Raw genomic sequence first — 25,110 nt, 5'->3', positions numbered from 1 at the left:
GCTCCTGCGGCCGGTCAGTCGCGGTCGGTGGGTGGGGCCGGGGGAGGGTCGGTGGGCGGCTCGGTGGGCGGCTCGGTGGGTGGATCGGTGGGCGGATCGTCCGCGTCGTCCGCGTCGTCCGCGTCTTTCTCCGCCGAGCCGCCCGGGACTTCGCCGATCGACTCCAGGATGTCCCCGGTGGTGCCGGGCATGGCCGGGTGACGGCCGATCACCACCACACCGATCACGACGGCCACCAGGCCGGCCGCCTGCCAGGCCAGTGCGCCGGGGGTGACCCGGAGGCGGTCGCCGAGGAACCCCACCGCGCAGGCGATCCCGGTGATCGGCTGGGCGGCCGTCAGCGCGGGCAGGGACATCCGCAGCGGTGCGGCCTCGAAGGCGCTCTGTACCAGAAGCAGCCCGACCACCCCGGCCGCCACCACCGCGTACGGCTGCCAGCTGCGCAGCACCGCCTCCAGCCCCTGCTGGTCGAGCCGCTGGGTGGTGGCTCGGGTGAGCGCGTCCTGGAGGCCGTAGAGCAGGCCGGCGGCCAGGGCGAGCACCGTCGCCTCCTCGAACAACGGCAGCCGGCGGGCCGTGGAGATCAGCAGCAGGGTGAGGCCGACCACCGTGCCGACCACCAGCCAGTGCCTCAGCTCGCTCGCCGGCGGACCGCCGCCGGTGGGGCGGCCCGCCACGATGAACGCGGTCACGCCGAGCGCGAGCAGCAGCACCCCGGCCCAGCCGGAGCGTCCGAGCGTCTGGCGGGTCAGCACCCGGGCGAGCGCCATCGCGAAGATGAGGTTGGTGGCGAGCAGCGGTTCGACGAGCGAGACCTCGCCCTGGTTGAGCGCGAGCGCGGAGAGGATCAGTCCGGTGATCATGAACCCGGTGCCGAGCAGCCACCCCGGCATCCGCAGCAGGTCCAGCAGCAGGCGCCAGTGCAGCAGGTCGGAACGCGGTGCCTGCTGCGCCGCGTGCTGCTGGAGGACGAATCCGAGGCCCAGGAAGCAGGCGGCGCTCAGGGCCAGGACGAAGACCGCCACGGAGGGACCACCCGAGGGTTGTTGACCGCACCGCACCGCCGCCGGACTCCGGGGCGGCTCCACGCTCCGGAGCGGGGTGTCCCGCGGCATCGGCACGTTGGGCCCAGCCTACCGCCGGGGTGCGGCGCGGACCCGTGGAGCCGCGCCGCACGGCGGGTCGTGGCGGGTCGCGGCGGACCGGGGGGCGGATGGCGCGGCCGTCCGCCCGGTTGCCCCCGCCGCGCCGGGGGGCGCACGCTGGTGGGAGCGGCCGTGGCGGGAGCACCGCCCGTACCGGCCCGAGCAGGCGCGCCGGGGGAGCGCCGCCGCCAGGAGGTGTGGCATGCACAACGAGTGGGCTGTGGAGCTGAGCTTCGAGGAGGACGGCGTCCACACCGGATGCCAGGCGAGGCTGACCGGCGCCCGGGCCCCGGGCCTGAGCGCGCACGGGGAGTCGACCAGGAGCGTGGACGACCGCCCGCTCGCCAGGATCGGCGAGGAGGTCGCGGCCTCGCGCGCGCTGGAGGCGTTGTCGCGCAAGCTGAGGGCGCAGGCCGACGGGGAGATCGAGGACGAGGGCCACCGGCCCGGGTACCTCATCTACTGACGCGCCGAAGCCTCCGTTGTCCCCGACTTCGACTTCGACTTCGACGCCGACCCCGACCCCGACGCCCGCGCCGACCGCTCGGCGGTTCGGCGCGGCGGGACGAACAGCACCGCGACCAGGGCGGCCACGCCGAGCAGCCCGGCGGTGATCACGAACGCGTGGTCGTAGCCGGCGGCGAGGGCGGCCCGTGCGGTGTCCCCGTCCGTGGCGGCCCGGCGGGTGGCGGCCACCGCGAGCGTCGACAGGACGGCGAGCCCGATGCTGCCGCCGCACTGGCGGCCGGCGTTGAGCAGTCCGCTGACCAGCCCGGCCTCGCGCGGGTCGACGCCTGAGGTGCCCATCGCGGTGTTGGCGACCATGCAGATGCCGACGCCCACGCTGGCCACGATCGACGGCCCGGCGAATCCGGTCAGATAGTCGGAGTCCAGGGCGAGCCCGCCGAACCAGAGCATCCCCAGCGCGGAGAGCAGCAGCGCGCCGGTGAGCGTGGCCCGGCCGCCGAAGCGGGCGGTGAGGCGGCTCGCGATCATGCTGCCCGCCGCCGTTCCGGCGCAGAACGGCAGGAACGCGGCGCCGGCCGCCAGCGGGCCGTAGCCCAGGACGTTCTGCAGGAACAGCGAGCTGAAGTAGAAGCCGGCCAGCATGCCCGCCCCGAGCAGGGTCACGAGCAGACTCGACAGCCACGCCGTCCGCTCCCGCAGCACACCCAGCCGGACGATCGGCGCCCGCGCGAACCGCGCCTCCCAGAGCAGGAAGAGCAGTCCGAGCAGGACGGCGGCGCCGAGCGTGCCGAGGGTACGGGCCGAGCCCCACGGGTGGCGGTCGGTCTCCATCAGCCCGTAGACCAGGACGGTCATCGCGCCGGTGCCGAGCACGGCGCCGGGCACATCGGGTCGGCCGGTGAGCGACGGGCGGCCGACGGGCACCGAGCGGACCGCCAGGAGCAGGCCGACGAGCACGATCGGCGCGTTGACGAAGAACACCCAGCGCCAGTCGAGCAGGTCCGTCAGCACACCGCCGAGCAGGACGCCCAGCGCGCTGCCGCCCGCCGTCACCATCGACCAGATGCCGAGGGCCCGTGCCCTGGCGGCGCCCTCGGCGAAGGTCACCATGATCAGGGTCAGCCCGATCGGGGCCAGGACGGCGGCCGCCACGCCCTGGCCGGCCCGGGCCGCGACCAGTTGCGCAGGGGTCTGCGCGAACCCGCCGAGCACCGAGGCGAGGCCGAACAGCACCAGGCCGGAGAGCAGCGCGCGGCGGTGTCCGACGAGGTCGGCGATCCGGCCGCCGAGCAGCAGCAGTCCGCCGAAGGCGAGCGCGTAGGCGTTGACCACCCACGGCAGCGAGCCGTCGGCGAAGCCGAGGGACTCGCCCATCGCGGGGAGCGCGATGTTCACGATGCTGGCGTCCAGCGTGACCATCAGCTGGCAGACGGAGACGGTGGCCAGCACCAGGCCGGGGCGGACACCGGTGCGGTGGGAATCCCCGGGCGTGGACGTGGGTGCGGGTGGGGCGGTGGCGCGGGGCGGCGCGGCTTCGGGCATGGTGACCTCCGATGCGAACGTTGTTCGCGTAAGGTAAGCCTTACTTGCCCAGCGGTGCAAGCGCCCAGGTCGGCGGCGGCTTGGCGCGGACGTGGCAGGATGGCGGCGTGTCAGAGCGAAGAAGCCGGCCCGGCGTCGGCGAACAGCAGGCGGACGGGGCGGCCGGGGTGGGGGGTGCGGAGGGGCTGGACGCCGAGCGCGGCAAGTACGGCCGCAAGCGGCCGCGCCCCGGGCTCACCACGGCCGGGGTGGTCGCCGCCGGGCGCCGGGTGATCGAGCGCGACGGCATCGACGCCCTCACCATGCGGGCCGTCGCCACCGAGCTCGGCACGGCGCCCGCGTCGCTGTACCGGCATGTGACCGACCGTGAGGCCCTGCTCATCGCCGTCCTGGAGCAGATCGCCGAGGGCATCCCGGTCGACGTCCCGGGCGCGGGCCCGCGGGAGCGGCTGCTGAACCGGTTGCTCGGCGCCCACGACTACATGGTCGGGCACGCCTGGGTGCTGCACGTCCTGATCCGCGGTGAACTCGTCGCCCGGAACGCGCTGGCGTTCAACGACGCCTGCCTCGCCGACCTGATGGCCGCCGGACTGCCGCCCGGGCGCGCGCTGACCGCCTTCCGCGCCTGCTGGCACCTGGTCCTCGGCGAACTGCTCTTCGAACACCCCGTCAGCCCGCCCCGCGAGCCCAGCCAGCGCCGCGCCGTCATCGAGTCCGCGGACCGCGAGCAACTCCCCGCACTGGGTCAGGTGCTGGCCGAGGTGGGCTTCGTGGGCGTGGGTGAGCGCTGCGGTGATCTGGAGGTGGCGCTGGGCGCCCTGATCACCGGCCTGGTGGGACGCCGGCAGTCCTGAGGAGCGGGTGCGCCCTGCCGGCCGTCGCCGCCGCCGGTGCCCGGTCCGGGCGGGCGGGTGGACGGGCGTCAGGGCGTCAAGGCGTCAGGGGGCCAGGAAGGTGATGAGGTGGCGGTTCAGTTCGTCCGGGCGGGCCGTCGGCAGGGTGTGGTGGGAGGTGTCGGGCAGGACGGTGACCGTGGCGTTCGGGAGGGTGTGGCGGGCGCGGGCGGCCACGGTGCGGGGGTGGTGGGTGCGGCTCCGTTCGGCGAGCAGGACGAGGGCGGGGGCGGTGAGGGTGCGCAGTTCCGCCGGGGTGGGGCGGGGGCCGGTGACCGGCCGGGCGGCGGGGAAGGCCGCGAAGCCGAGGGCGTAGAGCTCGCGCCAGGCGGGGTCGAGGGCGGTGTCACCGCTCTCCCAGCCGAGGTAGGAGCGGGCCTTGGCGGCGGTGCGCGGCGGGAGGAGGAGGGGCAGCACACGCAGCAGGTAGCGGGCCCGGAATCCGGTGAAGCACTGGGTGGGGTCGAGCAGCGCGAGCCGCCGGACCCGGGCGGGGGCGTGCAGGGCGTACCGCAGGGCGACCCACCCGCCGTAGGAGTGGCCGACCAGGTCGGCGGCGGGTGCGTCCAGGCCGTCGAGGACGGCGTCGAGCCAGCCGAGCAGTTCGGGGAGGCCGTCGAGGCGGGGGCGGTCGAGGGTGCTGCGGCCCGGGTCGCCGATGAGGTCGACGGCGAGCACCCGGTGGCCGGCGGCGAGGGCGGCGGCGTTGGCGGACCAGCAGGTGGCGGTGGCGCCGCCGCCGTGCAGCAGCACCAGCGGGCGGCCGTCGCGCGGACCGCAGGCGTTGACCCGGGTGGCGCCGTACGGCGTGGGCACGGTGAGCGCCTCGACGGGGAGCGGCCAGTGGGCGAGGGCCTCGTCGTAGGCGGCGAGGAAGGCGTCCAGGGAGGAGGGGGTGGGGCCGGTGGCAGGGTGTGCGGACATAGTCTTCCCCCAGGGTTCGACGTACTCGCTCGGTGGGCATGTATCTCGCCCAGCGAGAGAATACGTCGAGGGGACTCCGGAGGGAAGGAGATGAGGTGGAGCCGGAGCGGACGCCGTTGCAGCTGGTCCATCTGCTGCGCGGGCTGACCGTCGAACTCGACCTGTTCGGCGCCGAGTTCGCCGCGCGGAACGGCCTGCACCCGACCGATCTGCGGGCGCTGATCCATCTGTTGGACGCCGCGCGGGCCGGGACGGTGGTCACGCCGGGGCGGCTCGGCGAGGCGCTGGGGCTGAACTCGGCCGGGACGACCGGGCTGGTCGACCGGCTGGAGCGGCTCGGGCTGATCCGGCGCGAGCGTGATCCGGGGGACCGACGCAAGGTGCGGCTGCTGGTGGAGGAGCGCGCGGTCGAGCTCGGCCAGGGCTTCTTCGGCGGGCTGATCGCCGATCTGGTGGCCGCGATGGGCGCGTTCGGGGATACCGAACTCGCGGTGGCGCGGCGGTTCCTGGAGACGATGACCGAGGTGGTGGCCGCGGCCCGGGCGGAGTGAGGCCCGGCGGGTGGCCGCGCCGGGCCTCGCCGGAGGGGGCCTACGGGCGAAGGCCCGCGAACTCGTCGAGGACGGCGACCCGCAGTTCGTGCGCGCCGTCCGGGCGGGTCTGCTCGTAGTACAGGTACCAGCGGCCGCGGGCCGCCACCACGTCGGCATAGCGGACGTCCAGCCACGGGCGGTCCGGCGTCAGGCGGCGCCAGTGGCGCAGGTCGGCGGAGGCGGCGAGGCCGCAGCGCTCCTCGTAGTTGCCGCTCGCGTCGGCCGAGCCGTCGTAGAGGGCGAGCCAGCCGCCGGAGCCGTCCGGCAGGACGGCGGTGATCCGTGACTCGTAGGCGTCCCAGGCACCGGCCGGGCCGACGTCGAGGATCTCGGCGGCGCGGCCCGGCGGAGTGGTGAACCGCAGGCCGTCGGCGGAGTCGGCGAGCGCGGTGGGCTGGACGGTCAGGCCGGTGGTGTGGATGTCGGCGGTGGCGTGGGCGCGGGAGCGCTCCTCGGCGGTGAAGGCGCGGGCGCGCGAGACGGTGGCGAACAGCCGGACGCCGCCGTCGTGTTCGAGCAGGTAGGGGTCCTTGACGCCCTCGGTGCCGGTGCCGGCGGCGGTGAGCACGGGGGTGCGGGCGGTGAGGTCGAAGGCCTCGGGGGTGTCGGCGCGCAGGGCGTCGATCCGCCAGCGGCGGTCGGCGGGGTCGACGTAGCTGAGGTGGAGCAGATAGCCGCCGTCGCGCCGGAGCAGGGCGAAGCGCTCCATGGACGGCGAGTCGAGGTCGGCGCGTTCCACCGACCAGAGGTCGTGGAACTCCACGCCGTCCCGGCTCTCGGCCACCGCGCAGCGCCAGCCCCGGTCCTGGCCGCCGGCCACACCGGTCGCGTCGGCCGCACCGGCCGACGGGGCGGCGTTGCGCGGGCGGCGTTCGCGGTAGGTGAGCAGGAAGCGGTCGCGGTCGGGTTCGTAGCGCACGCTCGGGCAGCCGGCCCAGTAGCCGGGCTCGGGGCGTTCGGGGGCGCGGACCAGGGCCGAGCCGGAGAGGTCGGGCGCGGCGGGCGGGGCGGTGATCGGCATCGGTGGTGGGCCGTCCTCACGGGGTTGGGGTGGATTCTCCGCCACTTTCTATCAGATCGATAGAAAGTGGCGGGAGACGGGCCAAGCAAGGGATGAGACGGCCGCCTCGGCTGCAAGCGGCCTGTCACATGGTGTGATTCTGTGAATCGCATGTTTCCTCCTGTGGCGATCGGGCAACGCCGCTCGGCCCGGCCTTGACCCTCCGTCGAAGATCGGGGAAAACTTCTTCTCAGAGTCGATCAAACAGAGGAAGCCCGCACCGATGACAGCCCCCACCACCGACGCACCCGGCTACGGCGGTCTCGGCCTCTATGTCGGCGACCTCCACAACCACTGCGGGATCAGCTACGGCCACGGCCCCATCGAGGACGCCTACGCCAACGCCCGCCTCCAGCTCGACTTCGCCAGCGTCACCGGCCACGGCTGGTGGCACGACCTGCCCGAGCGAACGCCCGAGCTGGCCGGCCTGGTCGACTACCACACCGAGGGCTTCGCCCGGCTCGCCGAGCGCTGGGAGCACGTCCAGGAGGTCACCGCCGCCGCCCACCAGGACGGCCGCTTCGTCACCTTCCAGTCCTTCGAGTGGCACAGCCTCGCGTACGGCGACCACTGCGTGTACTTCGACGGCCCGCGCGGCGAGATCATCCGCGCCGGCGATCTGGACGCGCTGCGTGCCCGGCTGCGGGCGCTCGCCGCCGAGGGCGTGCGCACCTGGGCGCTGCCGCACCACATCGGGTATGGCACCGGGCGGCGCGGCATCAACTGGGCCGCGTACACCGAGGAGTTCGCCCCGGTGGTGGAGGTGATGTCGATGCACGGCTGCGCCGAGTCCGACGAGGCGCCGCGCACCTACCTGCACACCATGGGGCCGCGCGACACCACCGGCACCGCCGTGCACGGGCTGCGGCTCGGCCACCGGTTCGGGCTGATCGGCTCCACCGACCACCACAGCGCCTTCCCTGGCAGCCACGGCCACGGCCGGCTCGCCGTCTGGGCACCCGAGTTGACCCGCGCCGCGGTCTGGGACGCGGTCCAGGCACGCCGCACCTACGCGATCACCGGCGACCGCATCCTGCTCGCGGCCTCCGTCAACGGCGTGCCGATGGGCGGCGAGGCGCCGTCCGCCGACCGCCGCCGGATCCGGGTCACCGTGCGCGGCCGGGACGCCCTCGACCATGTCGAGGTGGTCCGCAACGGCGTACCGATCCACCGGCTCTCGCGGCCCGAACTGCTCGCCTCCGCCGCCGCGGCGCCCGGCTTCGACGGCACGCTCGGCTTCGCCGTCGGCTGGGGGCGGCGCGGGGCGGCCGTGCGCTGGGACGTCACCCTGCGCGTGGAGGGCGGTGAACTGCTGGACGTGCAGCCCCGGTTGCGCGGTTCCGAGACGGTGGCGCCGGCCGAGGCCGAGCCCGCCACGTACCGGCCGTCCGACTGGTCGCGCACCGGGCCGGGCGAGCTGCGGCTGCGCACCGTGACCGAGGGCAACCCGAACACCGCGACCGACGCCACCCAGGGCTTCTCGCTGGCCGTTGCCGGCGACGACCGGACCAGGCTGACGGCGATCGTCAACGGCGTCGAAACCTCCTACCGCGTCGGCGAGTTGCGGGAGGGGCCGCGGACCGGCTTCCTCGGCGGCTTCGTCTCCGGCGCCTACCGCTTCGACCGGGCGGTGCCCGGGCGGGAACTCACCGCTGAGCTCGACCTGGTCGACGAACGGCCGGGCGGGGAGGGCGACTTCTACCACGTGCGGGTACGGCAGCTGAACGACCAGTGGGCGTGGTCCAGCCCGACCTGGGTGGGCGGCGCGGGAAGCGGCGGACCGGCGGCCTCCTGTCGACGGGCCGGCTGACGCCTGCACCCGTCGTCGGCCGGCCGCCCCGGTCACCGCCCACCGTTCCAGCGAACCCGTACCGAGGAGCACCACCATGTCCGTCACCACCTCCGCGCGCCGCTCCGCCGGCGCCGCACTGGCCGCCGCCCTGCTCACCGGCACCCTGGCCGCCCCGGCGGCCGTCGCGAGCACCGCTGCCACCACGACGTCCGCCAGCACCACGACGTCCGCCAGCACCACGACGTCCACGACCGTCTTCGCCGACGACTTCGAGTCCGGCACCGTCGCCAACTGGACCCGTCAGCGCATCGACGGCAACGGCTCCATCACCGTCACCGGCGCCCCCGCCGGCGGCTCCGGCCTCGCCGCCCGCTTCAGCGTCCCCAACGACGGCGCGTCCTACCGCTCCGAGGTGGCCGTGAACGCCCTCGGCTGGGGCGGCTACCGCTTCGCCCTCGCCGACTACCTGCCCGCCGACTGGGTGCAGACCTCCACCGAGACCATCGTCGCCCAGTGGCACGGCTACCCGCTCTCCGACGGCAGTGACACCAAGCCGCCGATCGCGCTGACCGTCAAGGACGGCAACTGGCGCCTCAAGGTGCACTGGCTGACCGGCCCGACGACCGTCGCCGAGGCGGTGATCCCGCTCGGCGCCGTGCAGTTCGGGCACTGGAACCAGTGGGCGTTCGACATCACCTGGTCCACCGCCACCACGCCCGGCTCGATCACGGTGTACCGCGACGGCGTGCAGGTCGGCGCGCACAGCGGGCTCAACAACTACCACCAGAACCAGGCCCCGTACTTCAAGACCGGGATCTACCGCGCCAACTGGAACCCCGCCAAGGGCATCCCGTACCCGACCGGCGGGCCCGACGTGGTGCTCTACAGCGACAGCGTCGTCGTCACCCAGCTCTGACCCGGCCGCCCATCCCCCCGACAACCACCAAGAGGTAGCAGCACCATGAGCGAAGCGGCCCGTCTCCCCGGCCTGCCCCGACGAGGCTTCCTCGGCCTGAGCGCCGGAGCGGCCCTGCTGGCGGCGGGCTGCCGCTCGGCCACCGACCCGGACGCGGGCGCCGCCCCCGGCGGCACCGCCGCGGCGTCCGCGCCCGACCTCCAGATCGTGTACGGCAGCGCGCCCGACCCCACCCAGCTGCTCCACCGCGGCCCGGACACCCCGGCGTTCGTCAACCTCGTACTGGACCGGCTGGTCGACCTCGACCCGGCGACCCTCCAGCCGGTGCCCTGGCTGGCCACCTCCTGGGAGTGGAGCGCCGACCGGCTGAAGCTGGTGCTCAAGCTCCGCGAGGACGTCACCTTCCACGACGGGCGCGCGCTCGAAGCGGACGACGTGGTCTTCTCGCTGGCCGGCGCCGCCAAGAGCTCCCAGGTCAAGCCGTTGCTGGAACGCCTGGCCGACATCAAGGCCAGCGCCCGGGGCGAGGTCACCCTCACCCTCGCCAAGCCCACCAGCAACCTGTTCGACGCGCTCGCCTTCAACCCGGTGGTGGACGCGCGGACCTACGCCGAGGGCCGGGCGAGCGACACCGTCAACGGCACCGGGCCGTTCCGCTGGCAGTCCTTCAAGGGCGGCAACCAGCTCGACCTCGCCCGCTACGAGCGGTACTGGCAGAGCGGGCGCCCGCGCTTCGAGCGGATCACCGTGCGCTCGGTCACCAGCAGCCAGGCCGCGCTCTCCGCCCTCCAGTCCGGGCAGGGACACCTGATCGGCGCCGTCCCCGGGCGCGACCTCAAGGTGCTGACGGGCAACCCCGGCTTCACCGTGCAGTCCGCCAAGGCCTCCTACCAGCAGGCGTTCCTCGGGGTGAACGTCGCCTCCAAGCCCTTCGACGACCTCCGGGTCCGCCAAGCGCTGCAGTATGCGGTGGACCGCGAGCGCATCGTCGCCCAGGTCTACGGCGGCCACGCCGAGGCCAGCAGCCTGCCCTGGCCCTCCAACACCCCCGGCGTCACCCCGGACCAGGTCACCCGCTACCGGCACGACCCGGAGAAGGCGCGCGGGCTGCTGCGCGAGGCGGGCGCGGAGGGCGCCCGGGTGCCGCTGACCGCCGCCAACTCGCCGGTCTTCAGCTCGCTCGTCGAGCTGGTGAAGTACGACCTGGAGCAGGCCGGGTTCGGCGTCGACGTGCAACTGCTGGACAACGCCGCCCTCCAGCCGAAGATCCAGCAGGGCACGCTGGAAGGCCTGTTCGTGGCCAACCACGGCATGGTCAGCGTCTCGCCGCTCAGCGGCATCACCGTCTCCGGGCCGCTCCAGGTCGGCAGGAACACCTCGCACGTCACCGACCCGGCCTACGCCGAACTCCAGGCGCGCGCCTTCGCGGCGGCCGACGAGCAGGCCCGGGCGGACGTCAACCACGAGCTGTCCGAGTACCTGCTCGCGCAGTCCTTCCACATCACCCTCGCGCACGCCTGGGAGACCTACGCCTTCGCCTCCTCGGTGCGGGACGTGTCCACCAGCGCGCTCGGCTACCTGAAGCTGACCGACACCCGCCGGGACGCCTGAGCCGGCGCCCCGCCACCCGCCCGCCCCGCGCCACCCGCCCGTGCCGTCAGCCGCCCCGCCCACCCCCCCCGGAGAAACCCCGTGCCGTACTGGACCAGAAAGGCCGCCGGAGCCCTGGCCACCCTCTGGCTCGCCTCGGTGGCCGTCTTCCTGCTGCTCCGCCTGGCCCCCGGCGACCCGGTCTCCGCCGCGCTCGGCGCCGAGGCCGACCAGGAGCAGCGCGACCACCTCGGGCGCCAGCTCGGGGTGGACCGGCCACTGCCCGTCCAGTACCTCACCTGGCTGGGCGGCCTGCTCGGCGGCGACCCCGGGCTCTCCTTCCACTACCGTGAACCGGTCACCCGGATGATCGGCCAGAGCCTCGGCTCCACCGTCCAACTCGCAATCGCCGCCGGGCTGCTGATGCTGGTGCTCGGCCTGCTGCTGGGCGCCGCGCTGGCCGCCGAGCGGCGCGGCCGGCTGGCCCGGGCGCTGGACCCGCTCACCACCGCCGTGCTCGCCCTGCCGGTGTACGTCACGGCGGTGCTGTTCGTCTTCGTCTTCGCCGTGCTGCTGCGGGTGCTGCCGGCCGGCGGCGAGCGGGACCTGTTCACCGCGCCGGACCTGGCCGTGCAGTACCTGGCACTGCCCGCCGTCGCCCTCGCCCTGCCCGGTTCGGTGGTGCTCGCCCGGCTGCTCGCCACCGAGCTCCGGCGCACCCGGCAGGAGGAGTTCGTGCTCACCGCGATCGCCAAGGGCGCCCCGCCCCGGCGGATCCTGCTGCGGCACGTGCTGCCCAACAGCCTCGCGCCGTTCTGCGTCGAGTTCGGGCTCAACCTGGGCGAACTCCTCGGCGGCGCCGTCGTCGCCGAGCAGCTGTTCGCCCGGCACGGCCTCGGGCAGCTGCTGCTCGACGCGATCAACCAGCGGGACTACCCCGTCGCCCAGACCCTGATCATGCTCGCGGTCGCGGTGGCCGTCACCGTGCAGCTCGGCTCGGAGCTGCTGGTCGGCCGGCTGGACCCGAGGATCGCCCGCGCCGGTACCGGGGAGGGCCGATGAGCACCGCGGTCGCCCGTACGGCGGGCCGGCGCCCCGTCCTTCCCGCCGCGCTGCGCGGGCGGCGCGGCCGGACCGGGGCGGTACTGGTCGCCCTGGTCGTGCTGCTCGGGCTGCTCGGACCGCTGCTGCTGTCCGCCGACCCCTACCAGCAGGGCCGCGAGGCGCTCGCCGGACCGTCCTGGTCCCACCCGCTCGGCACCGACGAGGTCGGCCGCGACCTGCTGGCCCGCGCGCTGTACGGGGTCCGGATCGAGCTGCTGGTCTGCCTGCTGGCCGTCCCCGCCGCCGCCGTGCTCGGCACCCTGCTCGGGCTGCTCGGCGGGCTGAACCGGCTGCTCGGCGAGGCCGTCCAGCGCCTGTTCGACCTGCTGCTCGGCTTCCACGGGCTGCTGCTCGGCCTGGCGATCGCGCTGATCGTCCGCCCCGGCCTCGGCAGCGTGGTGGTCACCGTCGTGCTCAGCGCGCTGCCCGCCTTCGGCCGGCAGGCCAGGGCCGCCCTGCTCGCCCAGCTCGCCCGCGACCACGTGGTGGCCGCCCGGGTGCTCGGCGTGCCGCGCGCCCGCACGCTGCGCCGCTACGTGCTGCCCAACGTCACCGACGCCGCCACCGCGCTGCTGGCCGTGACGATGGCGCACGCCGCCAAGATCGAGGGCGGGCTGAGCGTGCTCGGCTTCGGCATCCAGCCGCCCACCCCCTCGCTCGGCACGATGATCAACACCGGCAGCAAGTACCTCTTCCTGCACCCGGGTTACGCCCTCGCGCCGGTGGTGCTGCTGGGCGTGCTGGTCTTCGGGCTGACCCTGCTCGCCGACTCGTTCAACCGGGAGAAGCTGCGGTGACCGTGATGACGGCGAAGACCTCGACGGCGAAGACCTCGACGGCCAAGAGCCCGACGGCCAAGAGCCCGGCGGGCCCCGCGGCCCGGACGACCGGAGCACCGCTGCTGGAGGTGGCCGGGCTGCGCGTCACCGCCGGGCCCCACGAGGTGGTCCACGGCGTGGACTTCACCCTCCGCCCCGGCGAGATCCTCGGCCTGGTCGGCGAGTCCGGCTCCGGCAAGACGCTCACCGCGCTCGCCGCCAACCGGATGCTCCCGCCCGGCTGCCGGACCACCGGCGGCACCGTCCTCCTGGACGGCACCGACCTGCTCGCCCTCCCCGAGGACGCCGTGCGCGCCGTCCGGGGCCGGCGGATCGGCATGGTCTTCCAGGACCCGCTCGCCTACCTCAACCCCCGGATGCCGATCGGCCGCCAACTCGCCGAGGCCGCCCTGGTGCACGGCGCGAGCCGGGCCGACGCCCGTGCCCGCGCGCTCGAACTCCTCGATCTGGTCGGCATCCCCGAGCCGTCCCGCCGCTACCGCGACCGCCCGCACGAGTTCTCCGGCGGTATGCGCCAGCGCGTGCTGATCGCCATGGCGATGGCCAACCGGCCCGATCTGCTGATCGCGGACGAGCCCACCACCGCCCTCGACCCCACCACCCAGGCGGGCATCCTCGACCTGCTCGTCCGGCTCCGCGACGAGACCGGCACCGCCGTCCTGCTGATCACCCACGACCTCGGCGTGGTCACCCGCACCTGCGACACCGTCCAGGTCATGTACGCCGGACGGATCGCCGAACGCGCCCCGGTGAAGGCGCTGCTGGAGGCGCCGGAGCACCACTACACGGCCGGGCTGCTGGCCGCCGTCCCCCGGCTGGACGGCCCGCGCGGACTGCCGCTCGCCGTGATCGGCGGCCGACCGCCCGCCGCCGGGGAGCCGCTGCCCGGCTGCGCGTTCGCGCCGCGCTGCGCCGCCGCGACGGAGCGGTGCGGGCGGGAGGCGCCGGGCTGGGTGACGGCCGGGGAGCGGGGGTTCGCCTGCCACCTGCCGGTGACGGCGGGGGAGGAGCCGCCGGCCCGGGCGGACGCCGGGGAACCCGCCGCGCCGCAGGCCGCCGGGGACCCGGTGCCGGTCGCCGAGCCGGTGCCGGTGCCGGTGGTCGAGCCGATGCCGGTGCCGGTCGCCGAGCCGGTGCTGGTAGCCGAGGACCTCACCGTCCGCTACGGCCGCCGGGGCGCGCCCGCGCTCGACGGTGTGAGCCTGACCGCCGCGCCTGGGCGCGCCGTCGGGGTGATCGGCGAGTCCGGCTCCGGCAAGTCCACGCTGGCCCGCGCCCTGCTCGGGCTGCTGCGCCCGCAGTCCGGCACCGTCCGGGTCGGTGGCCGGTCCTGGGACGGGGCCGCCCCGGCCGAGGAGCGCGCGCTGCGCCGCCGGGTCCAGTTCGTCTTCCAGGACCCGTACGCCTCGCTCAGCCCGCGGATGACCGTCCGCGAGGCGCTCGCCGAGCCCCTGCTGGTCCATGGGCTGCCGCTCGGCCGCATCGAGGAACTGATCGAACTCGTCGGCCTGCCACCCGAGTTGCTGGATGCCCTGCCGCACCGGCTGTCCGGCGGCCAGCGCCAGCGGGTGGCGATCGCCCGGGCGCTCGCGGTCGGCCCGGAGGTGCTGGTGGCCGACGAGCCCACCTCCGCGCTGGACGTCTCCGTCCAGGCGCAGATCCTCAACCTGCTGCTCGACCTGCGCCGCCGCACCGGCATCGGCCTGGTGTTCATCTCGCACGACCTCGCGCTGGTCCGCCACCTCTGTGACGAGGTGCTGGTGATGCGGCACGGCCGGGTGGTCGAACAGGCCCCCGCCGAGCGGCTGTTCAGCGCGCCCGAGCACCCGTACACCCGCGAACTGCTGGCCGCCGCCGGGCAGCACTGAACCCTTCCGAGGAACACCATGACGCCGTCCGCCCGACCGTCCCGCCGCCAACTCCTGCTCGGCGCGGGCTCCTTGACCGTCCTGACCGGCCTGACCGGCCTTGACACCGGGGCCGCCTCGGCCGCGCCGCGCCGCCCCGCCGGCACCCCCGAGGTGACCGGACTCGGCCCGGGGAACGCCGACTTCCCGCTGATGAGCGCCACTCTGGCCGGCGAGACGCTGTGGATCGGCTCGCGCAACCTGGCCCCAGCCAGGGTGGTCGGCTACCACGTGCCGACCGGCCGGGTCACCGGCACCGCCGTCCTGCCCACCGGCAACTTCGTCCAGGGCTCGGCCGCCCACGACGGCGTGCTGTACCTCGGGGTGACGGACGCGCCGAAGGCCGTCAACCTCTACCGCTTCGACCCGGCGGGCGGCGGTGTGCGGGGCCTGGCCAACGTGCCGGGCGCCGACGTCCGGGACGTCGCGGTCGCCCCCGACGGCGTGGTGTTCGCGACCGGCCGGCAGAAGGGCCGGGCGGCCGGCCCCGGCCTGTACGCCTACGACCCGGCGAGCGGCGTCCTCACCGAGGTCGCCTCGCCCGCGCCCGGCGCCACCCAGGGGCGGGCCGTCGAGGCCACCGCCACCCACGCCTACCTGGGCGTCGGCAGCAACCTGGCGGGCGGCGGCGGGGCCACCCTCGCCTCGCTGTTCGCCGTCGAGCGGGCCACCGGCAAGGTCACCGACATCACCCCGCCCGACCTGGCCGCCGACACCATCGTGCGCCAGATCACCGCCCTGGGCGACGACCTGCTCGCCGTCTCCACCGAGGGCAAGCCCGCCCACGTCGCCCTGCTGGACCCGGCGACCCACACCGTGCTGCGGTCCTTCCCGGTGCCCGGCACCAAGAGCGTCACCAACTTCCAACGCCTCGGCGACACCGTCTGGTTCACCTCCACCGAGCACGGCACGGTCTGGCGCTACCGGCTCGGGTCGGCCGGCCCGGAGGCCTTCGCGGTGCCGGTCCCGGACGGCAACTCCTGGGGATTGGGCCGGATCGGCGACACCCTGGCCGGCGTCACCGAGGGCGGTACCGCCTGGACCCTGTCCACCACGACCGGCGCCGTCACCACCACCGACCTGGTGGCGGCCGGGGCGCCCGCCGAGGCGCAGCTCGGCATGTCGCTGGCGGCCCGTTACGGGCGGGTCTACGTCGGCGGCAACGGCTCGCTCGCGCTGCACGACCTCGACGCCGGGACGGTGCGCAAGCTCCCGGTGCCCGGTGAGGCCAAGGACGCCGTGATCCTCGACGACGGCACCCTCTACCTGGGCGTCTACTCCTCCCAGGGCATCTGGCGCCACCGCCCGGGCGTGGACGAGGTCCCGGTCCAGGAGGCGAAGCTGCCGCAGGACCAGAACCGGCCGCAGGCGGTGCGCTGGGACGCCGAGCACGGCCTGCTGCTGCTCGGCGTGCAGGCCGACACCACCGGCGGCGGCTCGTTCGTCACCTACCGGCCCGGCAGCGGGCGGCCCGTCGTGCACGTCGACCCGCTCGGCCCGGAGCAGTTGGTGCGCGCGGTGGCGGCGGGGCACGGCCAGGCCTTCCTCGGCGGCGACAACGCCAAGGCCACCGGCCCGCGCGGCGACCTGGCGGCCTGGGACCCGGTGGCCGGCCGTGAACTGTGGCGGACCGCCACCGACTTCGGCTCGGGCATCAGCAGCCTGGCGGTGCACGGGCACCGGCTGTTCGGGATCACGGTGAACGGGCAGGCCTTCGTCGCCGATCTGCGCACCGCCCGGCGCGGCCGACCCCCGGTGATCGGTGCGAGGGCCGACCTGCGCGCGATCACCTCGGCCAACCCACGGCTGCTGGTGGCGCGCGGGCGGCTGTACGGCATCAGCGAGAAGACGCTGTTCCGGCTGGACCCGGTGACGCTCGCCGCCACCGTGCTCGTCCAGGTGGACGCTGAGTGGTACAGCGGCGCCCGGCTGGCGGCGGACGAGGACGGCGTGCTGTACACGCTGCGCGGCCGGGAGCTGATCGCCGTCCGGGAACGGTGAGGCGGGCGGGCGGCCGGACGCACTAGGCTGCGGGCATGGGGGAGTCGAGGGGCGACTGGGTGCGCCGCGCGGTCATCGTCTTCGTGGCGACGTCCGTGCCGGTGATGCTGGTACTGCTGGCGGTGATCGCCCTGCAACCGGTGGATCGGGAAGGCAGCAGCGCCGGGCCGTCGGAGTCGCAGAGCGCCGGGCTGGACCTGGGTTCGGCGGCGACGATCAGCGCGGTCGCCGGTCTGGTGACCTCGATCGGCGTCAGCGCGTCCAAGATCATCAGCGCCGTCGCCGAGCTGACCCGCAGCCGGGCCGACCTCGCCCGCGCCCGCCGGGAGGAGGGGGCCGGCGCGCCCGCCCCGGCGGCTGCCGCCGTCCCCGGCGCCGGACCGGACCCCGAGCCGGGTGAGGATGCTTGACGACCGCCGCCGGAGCGCGGTGGAGAAACGCGCCGCCCTCCAGCGGCGGCTCGCCGAGCAGCGGGCGGCCGAGGGGCTGGCCGAGTGGTGGGCGGAGCATGTCGGTGCGCCGCTGCGGCCGGTCGCCCTCGCGGGCGTCGACGACGCGGTGGTGGCGAAGCTGCCCTACAGCGCCCCCGGTGCCCCCGACCGGGTGGTACGGATGGCCGAGGTCGCCGGGGTGCTCGCTCCGGGCGCCGGGGAGTTGGTCGTGGTCTTCCAGGAGTCGGGCCACGTGTTCGCCGCCGCGATGACGGCGGAGGAGTTCCGCGCCTCGGCGGGCGCCGTGCTGACCGCCGAGGGCGGGGTGCACGCGATCCTGGTGCCGGGGGCGGAGCCGGTCCTCGCCGAGCACGACCGTGACCACGCCCCCGACGGGCGCTCGGACGGCTGGGTCGCGCTCTGGGGCGTCTGACGGGAAGTCCGGACCGCCGCCCCCGCGTCCCCGTCGCCTCCCGCCGTCCCCGCGTCCCCGTCGTCAGTCGGCGGCCGGCGTGAGCGCGTCGAAGGCGGCGGCGCCCGGCTCGGTGAGCAGCGCCAGCACCGCCGCCCGCACATGGCGGGCCATGTCCACGGACCGGTCGAAGAGCCACTGCGCCTGGAGGCCGTCCATCAGCGCGGTGAGCCGCACGGCGGCCTCCTCCGGGTCCACGTCCGCGCGCAGGTGCCCGGCCTCGCCGGCCGCGCGCAACGCCTGGGCGGTGCCGCGCCGGATGCGCTCGTAGCGGTCGGCGAAGTAGGCGTGGGCGGGGTGCTCCGGGTCGGAGGCCTCGCCGGAGAGCCGGACGAACAGTTCGATGAGCCCGGGGACCAGTTCGTTGTGCCCGGCCAGGTCCACCATGCCGCGCAGCACGCCGAGGCCGCCGCCGAGCCGGGTGTAGGGCCGGAAGCGCTCCCGGTCGAGGCGGTCGCGGTCCTCCAAGACGGCCTGGAGCAGCGCGTCCTTGTCGGGGAAGTAGCGCAGCAGGCCGGCCCGGGAGATGTCGCAGGCGGCGGCGAGGTCGAGGATCGTGACGGCCCGGAAGCCGCGTTGCGCGAAGTGCTCGGCGGCGGTCTGGATGATCGCGGCCCGGCGGGCGCGGCCCTTGGCGTAGCCGCCGGTCGCCACCGCCCCGGCTCCTGAGGAGGTCATGGGGGGACGGTATCAGGATTGCTTGACAGAAAGCTACACGTGTGTAGCAATTGGGCCCACGCCACGCCGTCGTGGCTGGTTCCCAAGGAGCTCCCCCATGCTCGATACCCCTCCTGCGTCTGCGGTGGCCCCCCGGCCGCAGGCCCCGCGCGGCTTCGTCCGAAGACTCGCCCTCGGCAACTTCGGCATGTTCCTGGCCGTGCTCGCCCCCGTGATGGGCGGGCTCTCGGTCAAGATCCAGCACCTGGTCGGCCTTGATGCCGCCACCGCCCAGCTCGGACTGGTGACGGGGGCCGGCGGGGTGTTCGCGATGGTCTCGCAGCCGCTCGCCGGGCGGCTCTCGGACCGCTGCACCTCCCGCTTCGGGATGCGCCGTCCCTTCCTCGTCGGCGGACTGGTCGTCATGGCGGCGGCCCTGACGGTCTGTGCCGCGGCCCCGAACATCCCGGTCCTGCTGATCGCCTGGTGCGCCGCCCAGGGCGCCGGCAACTTCGCCTTCGCCGCCGCCGGCGCGACCGTCGCCGACCACGTCCCGGAGGCCCGGCGGGGCAGCGTGTCCGGCATCATCGGCGCCGTCACGCCGATGGGCATCCTCGTCGGCTCGATCCTGCTGTCCGTGCTGCCCAACGACTTCCTGCGGTTCGCCGTGCCGGCCGCCGTCGCCCTCGTCCTCGGCCTCTGGTTCGCCGCCCGCCTGCCGGACCGGATCCGGACCGAGCCGCCGACCGAGCCGCTGAACCTCCGCAGCCTGCTGCTGTCCTTCGTCTTCGACCCGCGCAAGCACCCGGACTTCGGCTGGGTCTGGCTCAGCAAGTTCCTCATCATGCTCGGCTACGGTGCCCTGTCCGGCTATCTGACCCTATTCCTGGCAGCCGAGTTCGGCATGGACGACACCGACGAACAGTTGGCCTTCAACGCCCTGGCCAACGGCCTGAGCGTCGCCGCCCTGGTGGTCGCCAGCATCGTCGGCGGCGCGGTCTCCGACCGGATCGGCCGTCGCAAGCCGTTCGTGGTCGGCAGCGGCCTGCTGATGTCGGCCGTCCTCGCCGTCGTCACCGTCACCCCGTTCCTGGGCGATGCCGGGCTGGGCGTCCTGCTGGTGCTCGAAGTCGTGCTCGGCCTCGGTGCCGGGCTGTTCTTCGCGGTGGACGCCGCGCTCGCCATCAGTCTGCTGCCGGACAAGGGCGACACCGCGAAGGACCTGGGTGTCCTCAACATCGCCAACGCCCTGCCGAGCTCGCTCTCGCCGCTCCTGGCCGGTGTGATCGTGATCCCCCTCGGCAACGCCCTGCTCGGCGGCGCCGGCTACTCCCTCTGGTTCGGCCTCGCCGCCGTGTTCTGCCTGGTCGGCGCGCTGCTTGTGCGCAAGATCAGAAGCGCCGCCTGACCGCATGCCCGCCTGACCGCATGCCCGCCTGACCGCACCCGCCCCCGCTCCCTGGATTCCCCGCACCACCGAGAAAGGCCCCGCCATGACCACCGACGCCCGCTTCCCCTACCAGGACCCGACGCTGACCGTCGACCAGCGCGTCGAGGACCTGCTGAGCCGTCTGCCGCTCGAGGACAAGGCCGGCCTGATGTTCCACCCGCTGGGCAGCACCGGCGCCCTCGACGAGCCCGGCGCCTTCGGCATGCCGTCCATGGCCACCTTCCTGGAGCGGCGCATCAACCACTTCAACATCCTCTGGGCGACCACCGGCCGCGACCTCGCCGCCTGGTACAACAACCTCCAGCGGACCGCCCTGGAGCGGCCGCTGGGAATCCCGGTCACCATCTCCAGCGACCCGCGCCACTCCTTCACCGACAACCCGGCCACCGCGCTGCTGGCCGGCCCGTTCTCGCAGTGGCCCGAACCGCTCGGCTTCGCCGCCGTGGGCTCGCCCGAGCTGGTGCGCCGCTGGGCGGACACGGTGCGCCGCGAGTACCTGGCCGTCGGCATCCGGGTCGCGCTGCACCCGCAGATCGACCTCGCCACCGAGCCGCGGTGGGCGCGCATCAGCGCCACCTTCGGCGAGGACGCCGACCTCACCTCCGAGCTGGCCGTCGCCTATGTGCGCGGGCTCCAGGGCGAGGAGGTCGGGGCGGAGTCGGTCTCGGCGATGGCCAAGCACTTCCCCGGTGGCGGTCCGCAGCTGAACGGTGAGGACCCGCACTTCCCGTACGGGCGCGAGCAGGTCTACCCGGGCGACAACTTCGACTACCACCTCGAACCGTTCAAGGCCGTCATCGACGCCGGCGTGGCCCAGATGATGCCCTACTACGGCATGCCGGTCGGCACCGAGCACGAGGAGGTCGGCTTCGGCTTCAACAAGGGGATCATCACCGGCCTGCTGCGCGAGCGGCTCGGCTACGACGGCATCGTCTGCACCGACTGGGGCATCCTCGCCAACACCTGCTGGGGCGTGGAGGAGCTGACCTACGAGGAGCGCATGCTCAAGTCCCTGGACGCCGGGGTGGACCAGTTCGGCGGCGAGTTCCGCCCGCAGGTGCTGGTGGACCTGGTCAAGGCCGGCAAGGTGACCGAGGAGCGCGTCGACGCCGCGGCGCGCCGGCTGCTGCGCGAGAAGTTCCGGCTGGGCCTGTTCGACCGGCCGTACGTGGACGAGGACGCCGCCGACGTGATCGTGGGCGCCGCCGAGGCGCGCGCCGAGGGCCTGGCGGCGCAGGCGGCCGCGTCCGTCCTGCTGGCCAACGCCGCCGAGGGCCCGGCCCGGCTGCCGCTCGCCCCGGGCGGCCTGAAGGTCTACGCGGAGGGCCTGTCGGCCGAGGCGCTGGGCGACCGGGCGGCGCTCGTCGCGACGCCGGAGGAGGCGGACGTGGCGGTGCTGCGGCTGTCTGCGCCGTTCGAGCCGCGCGGGGAGGAGGGGACCCTGGAGTCCTTCTTCCACGCGGGCTCGCTCGACTTCCCGGCGGAGGAGATCGAGCGGGTGCGGCGGATCTGCGCGGCCGTGCCGACGGTCGTCGACGTCTACCTGGACCGGCCGGCGATCCTGACCGGCATCGTGGGCCACGCCGCGTCGCTGACGGTCAACTTCGGTGCGGCGGAGGGCGCCTTCGTGAAGGTGCTGTTCGGCGAGGAGCTGCCGCAGGGCTCGCTGCCGTTCGACCTGCCGTCCTCGATGGCGGCCGTCGAGGCCAGCCGCTCGGACGTGCCGTTCGACACCGCCGACCCGCTGTTCCGCTTCGGCCACGGCCTGCGCTACGAGGGCTGACCCCGCTTCCCGTACGGCCCGCCGCCTGCCGGGCGGCGGGCCGTACGCGTGTCAGCCGAGCGCCCACCCGACCACGGAGAGGGTGGCCATCGACACCAGCGTCGAGGCCAGCACCGTGTCCCGGGCGAGGGCGGCGCCGTGGCCGTATTCACGCGCGTAGATGAACACGTTCTGCGCCGACGGCAGCGCGGAGAACAGCACCACGGTGAGCAGTTGACGCGGCGGCAGGTCGAGCACCAGGGCGCCGACCGCCCAGGCCGCCAGCGGCTGGACGACGGTCTTGAGGGCGACCGTCGTCCCGACCTCCAGGTAACGGGAGGCACCGGTGACGGCGGGCGGGTGGCAGAGCGAGAGGCCGAGTGCCACCAGCGCGGTCGGCACGGCCGCGCCGCCGAGCAGTTCGCAGGAACGATTCAGCTCGGCAGGTGGCCGCCACCCGGTCGCCGACACCATGGCACCGAGCCCCACCGCCAGCAGGATCGGGTTGCGCAGCGGCAGCGTGAGCGCCGCCCGCAGGCCCGCGCGCCCGGAGTCCAGCACGGTCAGCACCGCCGGGGTGACCACCAGGATCTGGAACAGCACCACCGGGCCGACGAAGGAGGCGTCGCCGAGCACCTGGGTGGCCACCGGGATGCCCAGATTGGCCGAATTGACGTACCCGGCCGCCATACCGGCGACGGTCCGCTCCGGCAGCCCCCGCCCGAACAGCCGGTACGCGACGAGCAGCCCGAGCCCGCCCGCCACCACCGTGCCCGCGGTGAACGCGACCATCGAGGCGTTGGCGAACCGGTCCAGCGGAGTGCGGCCGATCAGCAGGAACAGCGCGGCGGGCATGGCCACATGGAAGACGAAACGGTTCAGCACCTGCTCCGCGTGCCCACCGAGCAGCCCACCGCGCCCGACCAGGTAGCCCACCCCGGTCAGCGCCCAGACCGGGGCGAAACCGGACAGCAGCGGATGCAGGCTGGGCATGGCTTCCTCTCCGCATATCCGTCGGCCCGGTATTCCGGAGGCCGCGCGGAAAGCGCACGGGCGTCGAGTCGTCTTTCCGGTGCGGGCCTTCCCGCATCGCGGCCCCGGGGACGGTGCACCCCTAGCGCGGCCCCTAACCGACCGAATGGGTAAGGGGTTGCGGCTGGTCGGATTCGGCGGAAATCCTGATGGACGACCTTGTGCACGGCCGATCGGGGCCGTCCAGAGGACAGGGTTTCACGGCAGAGAGGAACTGGGAGAGCATGACCAGGACGGCTGATCACGATCTATGGTTCCGACGCTACCACCCGGCCGGGCGGAGCCGGGTGCGGTTGGTCTGCTTTCCGCACGCGGGGGGATCGGCGAGCTTCTTCTTTCCCGTCTCGGCCGCGCTCTCGCCCGGCATCGACGTGCTGGCGGTGCAGTACCCGGGTCGGCAGGACCGGCGGACGGAGCCGGGTATCGACGACATCCCCGCCCTGGCCGAGCTGATCTTCCGCTCCACGGACGTCTGGGGCGACGGGCCGCTGGCCCTCTTCGGGCACAGCATGGGCGCGACGCTCGCGTTCGAGGTCGCCCGCAGGATCGAGCGTGAGCTCGGTGTGACGCCCGTGCGCCTGTTCGCCTCCGGGCGGCGGGCTCCGTCGTGCACCCGGGACGAGTCGGTGCACTCCAGGGACGACGACGGCATCGTGCGCGAGCTGCAGTTGCTGAGCGGGACCGACGCCCGGGTCCTCGGCGACGAGGAACTGCTGCGCATGGTGCTCCCGGCGCTCCGCAGCGACTACCGGGCGATCGAGACCTACCGCTGCGAGGGCGGCGCCTCGGTGGCCTGCCCCGTCACCGTGATGACCGGCGACGCGGATCCGAGGACCTCGATGGAGGAGGCCGGGGCCTGGCGCGACCACACCTCGGGCGAGTTCGACCTGGAGGTCTTTCCCGGCGGTCACTTCTTCCTCGCGGCGCAGCAGCAAGCCGTCCTGAAGGTGATCGGCGAGCGGCTCGCCCCGGTGCCGGCCTCCTGACGGGGTCATTCCGGTCCGGGGGTTTCAAGTCCACTGATTTCGTAGGGGAACGGGAGCGTCGGGCAGGGGTTTCCATAGGGGTGGATGCGTGGATAGCCTGCCGACGCCACAGGCCTGCGCAGGGAAAGGTGAATCAAGCAGATGACCGACACGGAAATCAACGCGGAAATGGACTTCCCGATTATTCGGACGTGTCCGTTCCAGCCGCCTGCTGAATACGCGAAGATCAGGGCGAAGCGGTCTCCGGTGCGCGCCAGGATCTACAACGGCAAGCTGATCTGGGTGATCACCGACTACGAGGACGCGCGGGCCGTACTGCTGGATCACAAGAACTTCAGTTCGGACATCACCAACCCGTCCTACCCGCTCTACACCGCGATCATGGAAGGGACGAGGAACTTCCCGACCCTGCCGACCATGGACCCGCCGCAGCACACCGCCTTCCGCAAGATGCTGATCAGCGAGTTCTCGGTGCGCCGCGCGAACGAGCTGCGTCCCGCGATCCAGCAGCACGCCGATGAGCTGATCGACGCCCTGCTGGCCGGCGAGCGCCCGGCGGACCTCGGCGCGGCCTTCGCGACGCCGCTGATCGAGCGGGTGACCTGTGAGCTGCTCGGCATGTCGAGCGCCGACATGCAGGCCTCGGTGGCCCAGACGGTCGGCGCGCTGATGCAGCAGCAGATGGCGGCCGTGCAGGAGAGCGGTGTCGCCCCGGACCCGATCGCCCAGGCCCAGGCGGCGGTCGGATTCCAGTTCGTCGCGATGCACCAGTACTTCGCCCAGGTCGTCGCCGAGAAGGCGGAGAAGGCGGGCGACGACATGCTCAGCCGCCTGATCGCCAAGTTCGTCGAGCCCGGCGACCTCACCCGGGAGCAGCTCGCCAACCTGGCGTTCGTGGTGTTCGTCGCGGGCGTGGCCCCCACGACGTCGATGATCAACATCGGCACGGCGACCCTGCTGGACAACCCCGAGCAGCTCGCGGTCCTGCGCAGCGGCCGGGAGGCCGTCCCCGGCGCCGTCGAGGAGCTCCTCCGCTACCTCAGCGTTCTCGACCTCCTGCCCCGGGTGGCGGCGGCCGATGTCGAGATCGGCGGCACGCTGATCCGCAAGGGCGAGGGCGTCATCGTCCCCAACGCGGCAGCCAACCGCGACGAGAAGGTCTTCGCCGACCCGGAGGTGCTGGACCTCACCCGTCCGACCGCGCGCCAGCACATCGCCTTCGGTCACGGCATCCACCAGTGCCTCGGCATGAACGTGGCCCGGGTCCAGCTGGAGATCGCGTTCGAGACCCTGTTCCGCCGGATTCCCGACCTGCGCCTGGCCGTCCCGATCGACGAGATCCGGCCGGCCATGCCGTCGCCGCTGCCGGAGCTGAACCAACTGCTCGTGACCTGGTAGCGCCAGGCCTCCAACAGGACCCGTCGTGGGGGGGGGGCCCCCCCCCCGGGGGGGCCCGCCCCCCCCCCCCCGGGGGGGGGGGGGGTGGGGTGTGGGTGGGGGGGGGGGGGGGGGGGGCGGCCCCCCCCCGCCGCCGCCCCCCCCCGCG

At 74.2% G+C, this 25,110-nt stretch carries 22 protein-coding genes; 16 read left to right on the top strand and 6 right to left on the bottom strand.

What is annotated here, in order from left to right:
* Positions 1-14: 14 nt before the first annotated feature.
* Positions 15-1,025 (bottom strand): DMT family transporter, encoded by a 1,011-nt coding sequence (locus tag ACFZBX_RS32260; protein ID WP_391537349.1) that lies wholly within the window; start codon positions 1,023-1,025, stop codon positions 15-17.
* 322 nt (positions 1,026-1,347) lie between these two features.
* On the opposite strand from ACFZBX_RS32260, the gene ACFZBX_RS32255 reads away from it, so the two are divergent.
* Positions 1,348-1,611: a dsRBD fold-containing protein gene (locus ACFZBX_RS32255; RefSeq protein ID WP_380761206.1), complete on the top strand. Its 264-nt coding sequence runs from the start codon at positions 1,348-1,350 to the stop codon at positions 1,609-1,611.
* Here the strand turns inward: ACFZBX_RS32255 and ACFZBX_RS32250 are convergent.
* The gene (locus tag ACFZBX_RS32250; protein WP_391537348.1) at positions 1,605-3,155 is read right to left on the bottom strand and encodes an MFS transporter; all 1,551 of its coding nucleotides are present in this window, start codon (positions 3,153-3,155) and stop codon (positions 1,605-1,607) included. The two genes, ACFZBX_RS32255 and ACFZBX_RS32250, sit on opposite strands and share 7 nt — an antisense overlap.
* Before the next feature lie 107 nt (positions 3,156-3,262).
* Here ACFZBX_RS32250 and ACFZBX_RS32245 point away from each other — a divergent pair, with 107 nt between their 5' ends.
* The gene (locus ACFZBX_RS32245; protein ID WP_391537347.1) at positions 3,263-4,009 is read left to right on the top strand and encodes a TetR/AcrR family transcriptional regulator; all 747 of its coding nucleotides are present in this window, start codon (positions 3,263-3,265) and stop codon (positions 4,007-4,009) included.
* An 84-nt stretch (positions 4,010-4,093) separates the two neighbouring features.
* Here ACFZBX_RS32245 and ACFZBX_RS32240 read toward each other — a convergent pair whose 3' ends face one another.
* The gene (locus ACFZBX_RS32240; RefSeq protein ID WP_391537346.1) at positions 4,094-4,972 is read right to left on the bottom strand and encodes an alpha/beta fold hydrolase; all 879 of its coding nucleotides are present in this window, start codon (positions 4,970-4,972) and stop codon (positions 4,094-4,096) included.
* Between the two features lie 95 nt (positions 4,973-5,067).
* On the opposite strand from ACFZBX_RS32240, the gene ACFZBX_RS32235 reads away from it, so the two are divergent.
* Positions 5,068-5,523, top strand: a complete 456-nt coding sequence (locus tag ACFZBX_RS32235) for a MarR family winged helix-turn-helix transcriptional regulator (RefSeq protein ID WP_391537345.1) — start codon at positions 5,068-5,070, stop codon at positions 5,521-5,523.
* Positions 5,524-5,563: 40 nt separating this feature from the next.
* Here ACFZBX_RS32235 and ACFZBX_RS32230 read toward each other — a convergent pair whose 3' ends face one another.
* Entirely contained in the window at positions 5,564-6,586 is a 1,023-nt protein-coding gene (locus ACFZBX_RS32230) for a hypothetical protein (RefSeq protein ID WP_391537344.1), read from the bottom strand.
* A 262-nt stretch (positions 6,587-6,848) separates the two neighbouring features.
* Here ACFZBX_RS32230 and ACFZBX_RS32225 point away from each other — a divergent pair, with 262 nt between their 5' ends.
* The 9 genes from ACFZBX_RS32225 (at position 6,849) to ACFZBX_RS32185 (ending at position 17,638) form a co-directional block, all read left to right on the top strand.
* Entirely contained in the window at positions 6,849-8,435 is a 1,587-nt protein-coding gene (locus tag ACFZBX_RS32225; protein WP_391537343.1) for a DUF3604 domain-containing protein, read from the top strand.
* A 76-nt stretch (positions 8,436-8,511) separates the two neighbouring features.
* Positions 8,512-9,333: a polysaccharide lyase gene (locus tag ACFZBX_RS32220; RefSeq protein ID WP_391537342.1), complete on the top strand. Its 822-nt coding sequence runs from the start codon at positions 8,512-8,514 to the stop codon at positions 9,331-9,333.
* A gap of 45 nt (positions 9,334-9,378) precedes the next feature.
* Positions 9,379-10,944 carry an ABC transporter substrate-binding protein gene (locus tag ACFZBX_RS32215; RefSeq protein WP_391537341.1) on the top strand — a complete coding sequence of 522 codons (1,566 nt, stop codon included), beginning with the start codon at positions 9,379-9,381 and terminating at the stop codon, positions 10,942-10,944.
* 81 nt (positions 10,945-11,025) lie between these two features.
* Positions 11,026-11,985, top strand: coding sequence for an ABC transporter permease (locus ACFZBX_RS32210; RefSeq protein ID WP_391537340.1), 960 nt, complete (start codon positions 11,026-11,028; stop codon positions 11,983-11,985).
* A complete protein-coding gene (locus ACFZBX_RS32205; RefSeq protein WP_391537339.1) occupies positions 11,982-12,824 on the top strand; it encodes an ABC transporter permease in 843 nt (280 codons plus the stop codon). The genes ACFZBX_RS32210 and ACFZBX_RS32205 overlap by 4 nt, the downstream gene beginning before the upstream one ends.
* Before the next feature lie 5 nt (positions 12,825-12,829).
* Positions 12,830-14,734 carry a dipeptide ABC transporter ATP-binding protein gene (locus ACFZBX_RS32200; RefSeq protein WP_391537393.1) on the top strand — a complete coding sequence of 635 codons (1,905 nt, stop codon included), beginning with the start codon at positions 12,830-12,832 and terminating at the stop codon, positions 14,732-14,734.
* A gap of 18 nt (positions 14,735-14,752) precedes the next feature.
* Entirely contained in the window at positions 14,753-16,774 is a 2,022-nt protein-coding gene (locus tag ACFZBX_RS32195) for a hypothetical protein (RefSeq protein WP_391537338.1), read from the top strand.
* 35 nt (positions 16,775-16,809) lie between these two features.
* Entirely contained in the window at positions 16,810-17,184 is a 375-nt protein-coding gene (locus tag ACFZBX_RS32190) for a hypothetical protein (RefSeq protein WP_391537337.1), read from the top strand.
* On the top strand, positions 17,177-17,638 hold the full coding sequence (locus ACFZBX_RS32185) for a hypothetical protein (RefSeq protein ID WP_391537336.1): 462 nt from the start codon (positions 17,177-17,179) through the stop codon (positions 17,636-17,638). Before ACFZBX_RS32190 ends, ACFZBX_RS32185 begins: the two co-directional genes overlap by 8 nt.
* 63 nt (positions 17,639-17,701) lie before the next feature.
* On the opposite strand, the gene ACFZBX_RS32180 is transcribed toward ACFZBX_RS32185, so the two are convergent.
* A complete protein-coding gene (locus tag ACFZBX_RS32180) occupies positions 17,702-18,355 on the bottom strand; it encodes a TetR/AcrR family transcriptional regulator (RefSeq protein ID WP_391537335.1) in 654 nt (217 codons plus the stop codon).
* A 97-nt stretch (positions 18,356-18,452) separates the two neighbouring features.
* Between ACFZBX_RS32180 and ACFZBX_RS32175 the strand changes: the two genes are divergently transcribed.
* Complete coding sequence (locus ACFZBX_RS32175; RefSeq protein ID WP_391537334.1) at positions 18,453-19,742, top strand: MFS transporter; 1,290 nt, start codon at positions 18,453-18,455, stop codon at positions 19,740-19,742.
* Between the two features lie 85 nt (positions 19,743-19,827).
* The gene (locus ACFZBX_RS32170) at positions 19,828-21,567 is read left to right on the top strand and encodes a glycoside hydrolase family 3 protein (protein ID WP_391537333.1); all 1,740 of its coding nucleotides are present in this window, start codon (positions 19,828-19,830) and stop codon (positions 21,565-21,567) included.
* Positions 21,568-21,618: 51 nt separating this feature from the next.
* Here ACFZBX_RS32170 and ACFZBX_RS32165 read toward each other — a convergent pair whose 3' ends face one another.
* Positions 21,619-22,539, bottom strand: a complete 921-nt coding sequence (locus ACFZBX_RS32165) for an AEC family transporter (protein ID WP_391537332.1) — start codon at positions 22,537-22,539, stop codon at positions 21,619-21,621.
* Positions 22,540-22,802: 263 nt separating this feature from the next.
* Between ACFZBX_RS32165 and ACFZBX_RS32160 the strand changes: the two genes are divergently transcribed.
* Both ACFZBX_RS32160 and ACFZBX_RS32155 read left to right on the top strand, forming a co-directional pair.
* Entirely contained in the window at positions 22,803-23,564 is a 762-nt protein-coding gene (locus ACFZBX_RS32160) for a thioesterase II family protein (protein ID WP_391537331.1), read from the top strand.
* Between the two features lie 246 nt (positions 23,565-23,810).
* Positions 23,811-24,962 carry a cytochrome P450 gene (locus ACFZBX_RS32155; RefSeq protein WP_391537330.1) on the top strand — a complete coding sequence of 384 codons (1,152 nt, stop codon included), beginning with the start codon at positions 23,811-23,813 and terminating at the stop codon, positions 24,960-24,962.
* The last annotated feature ends 148 nt before the right edge of the window (positions 24,963-25,110 follow it).

This window comes from Kitasatospora sp. NPDC008115 (assembly GCF_042957205.1).
Classification (GTDB): Bacteria; Actinomycetota; Actinomycetes; order Streptomycetales; family Streptomycetaceae; genus Kitasatospora.
The sequence above is the reverse complement of the archived record's forward strand: the minus strand, read 5'-3'. Positions and strand labels throughout refer to the sequence as shown.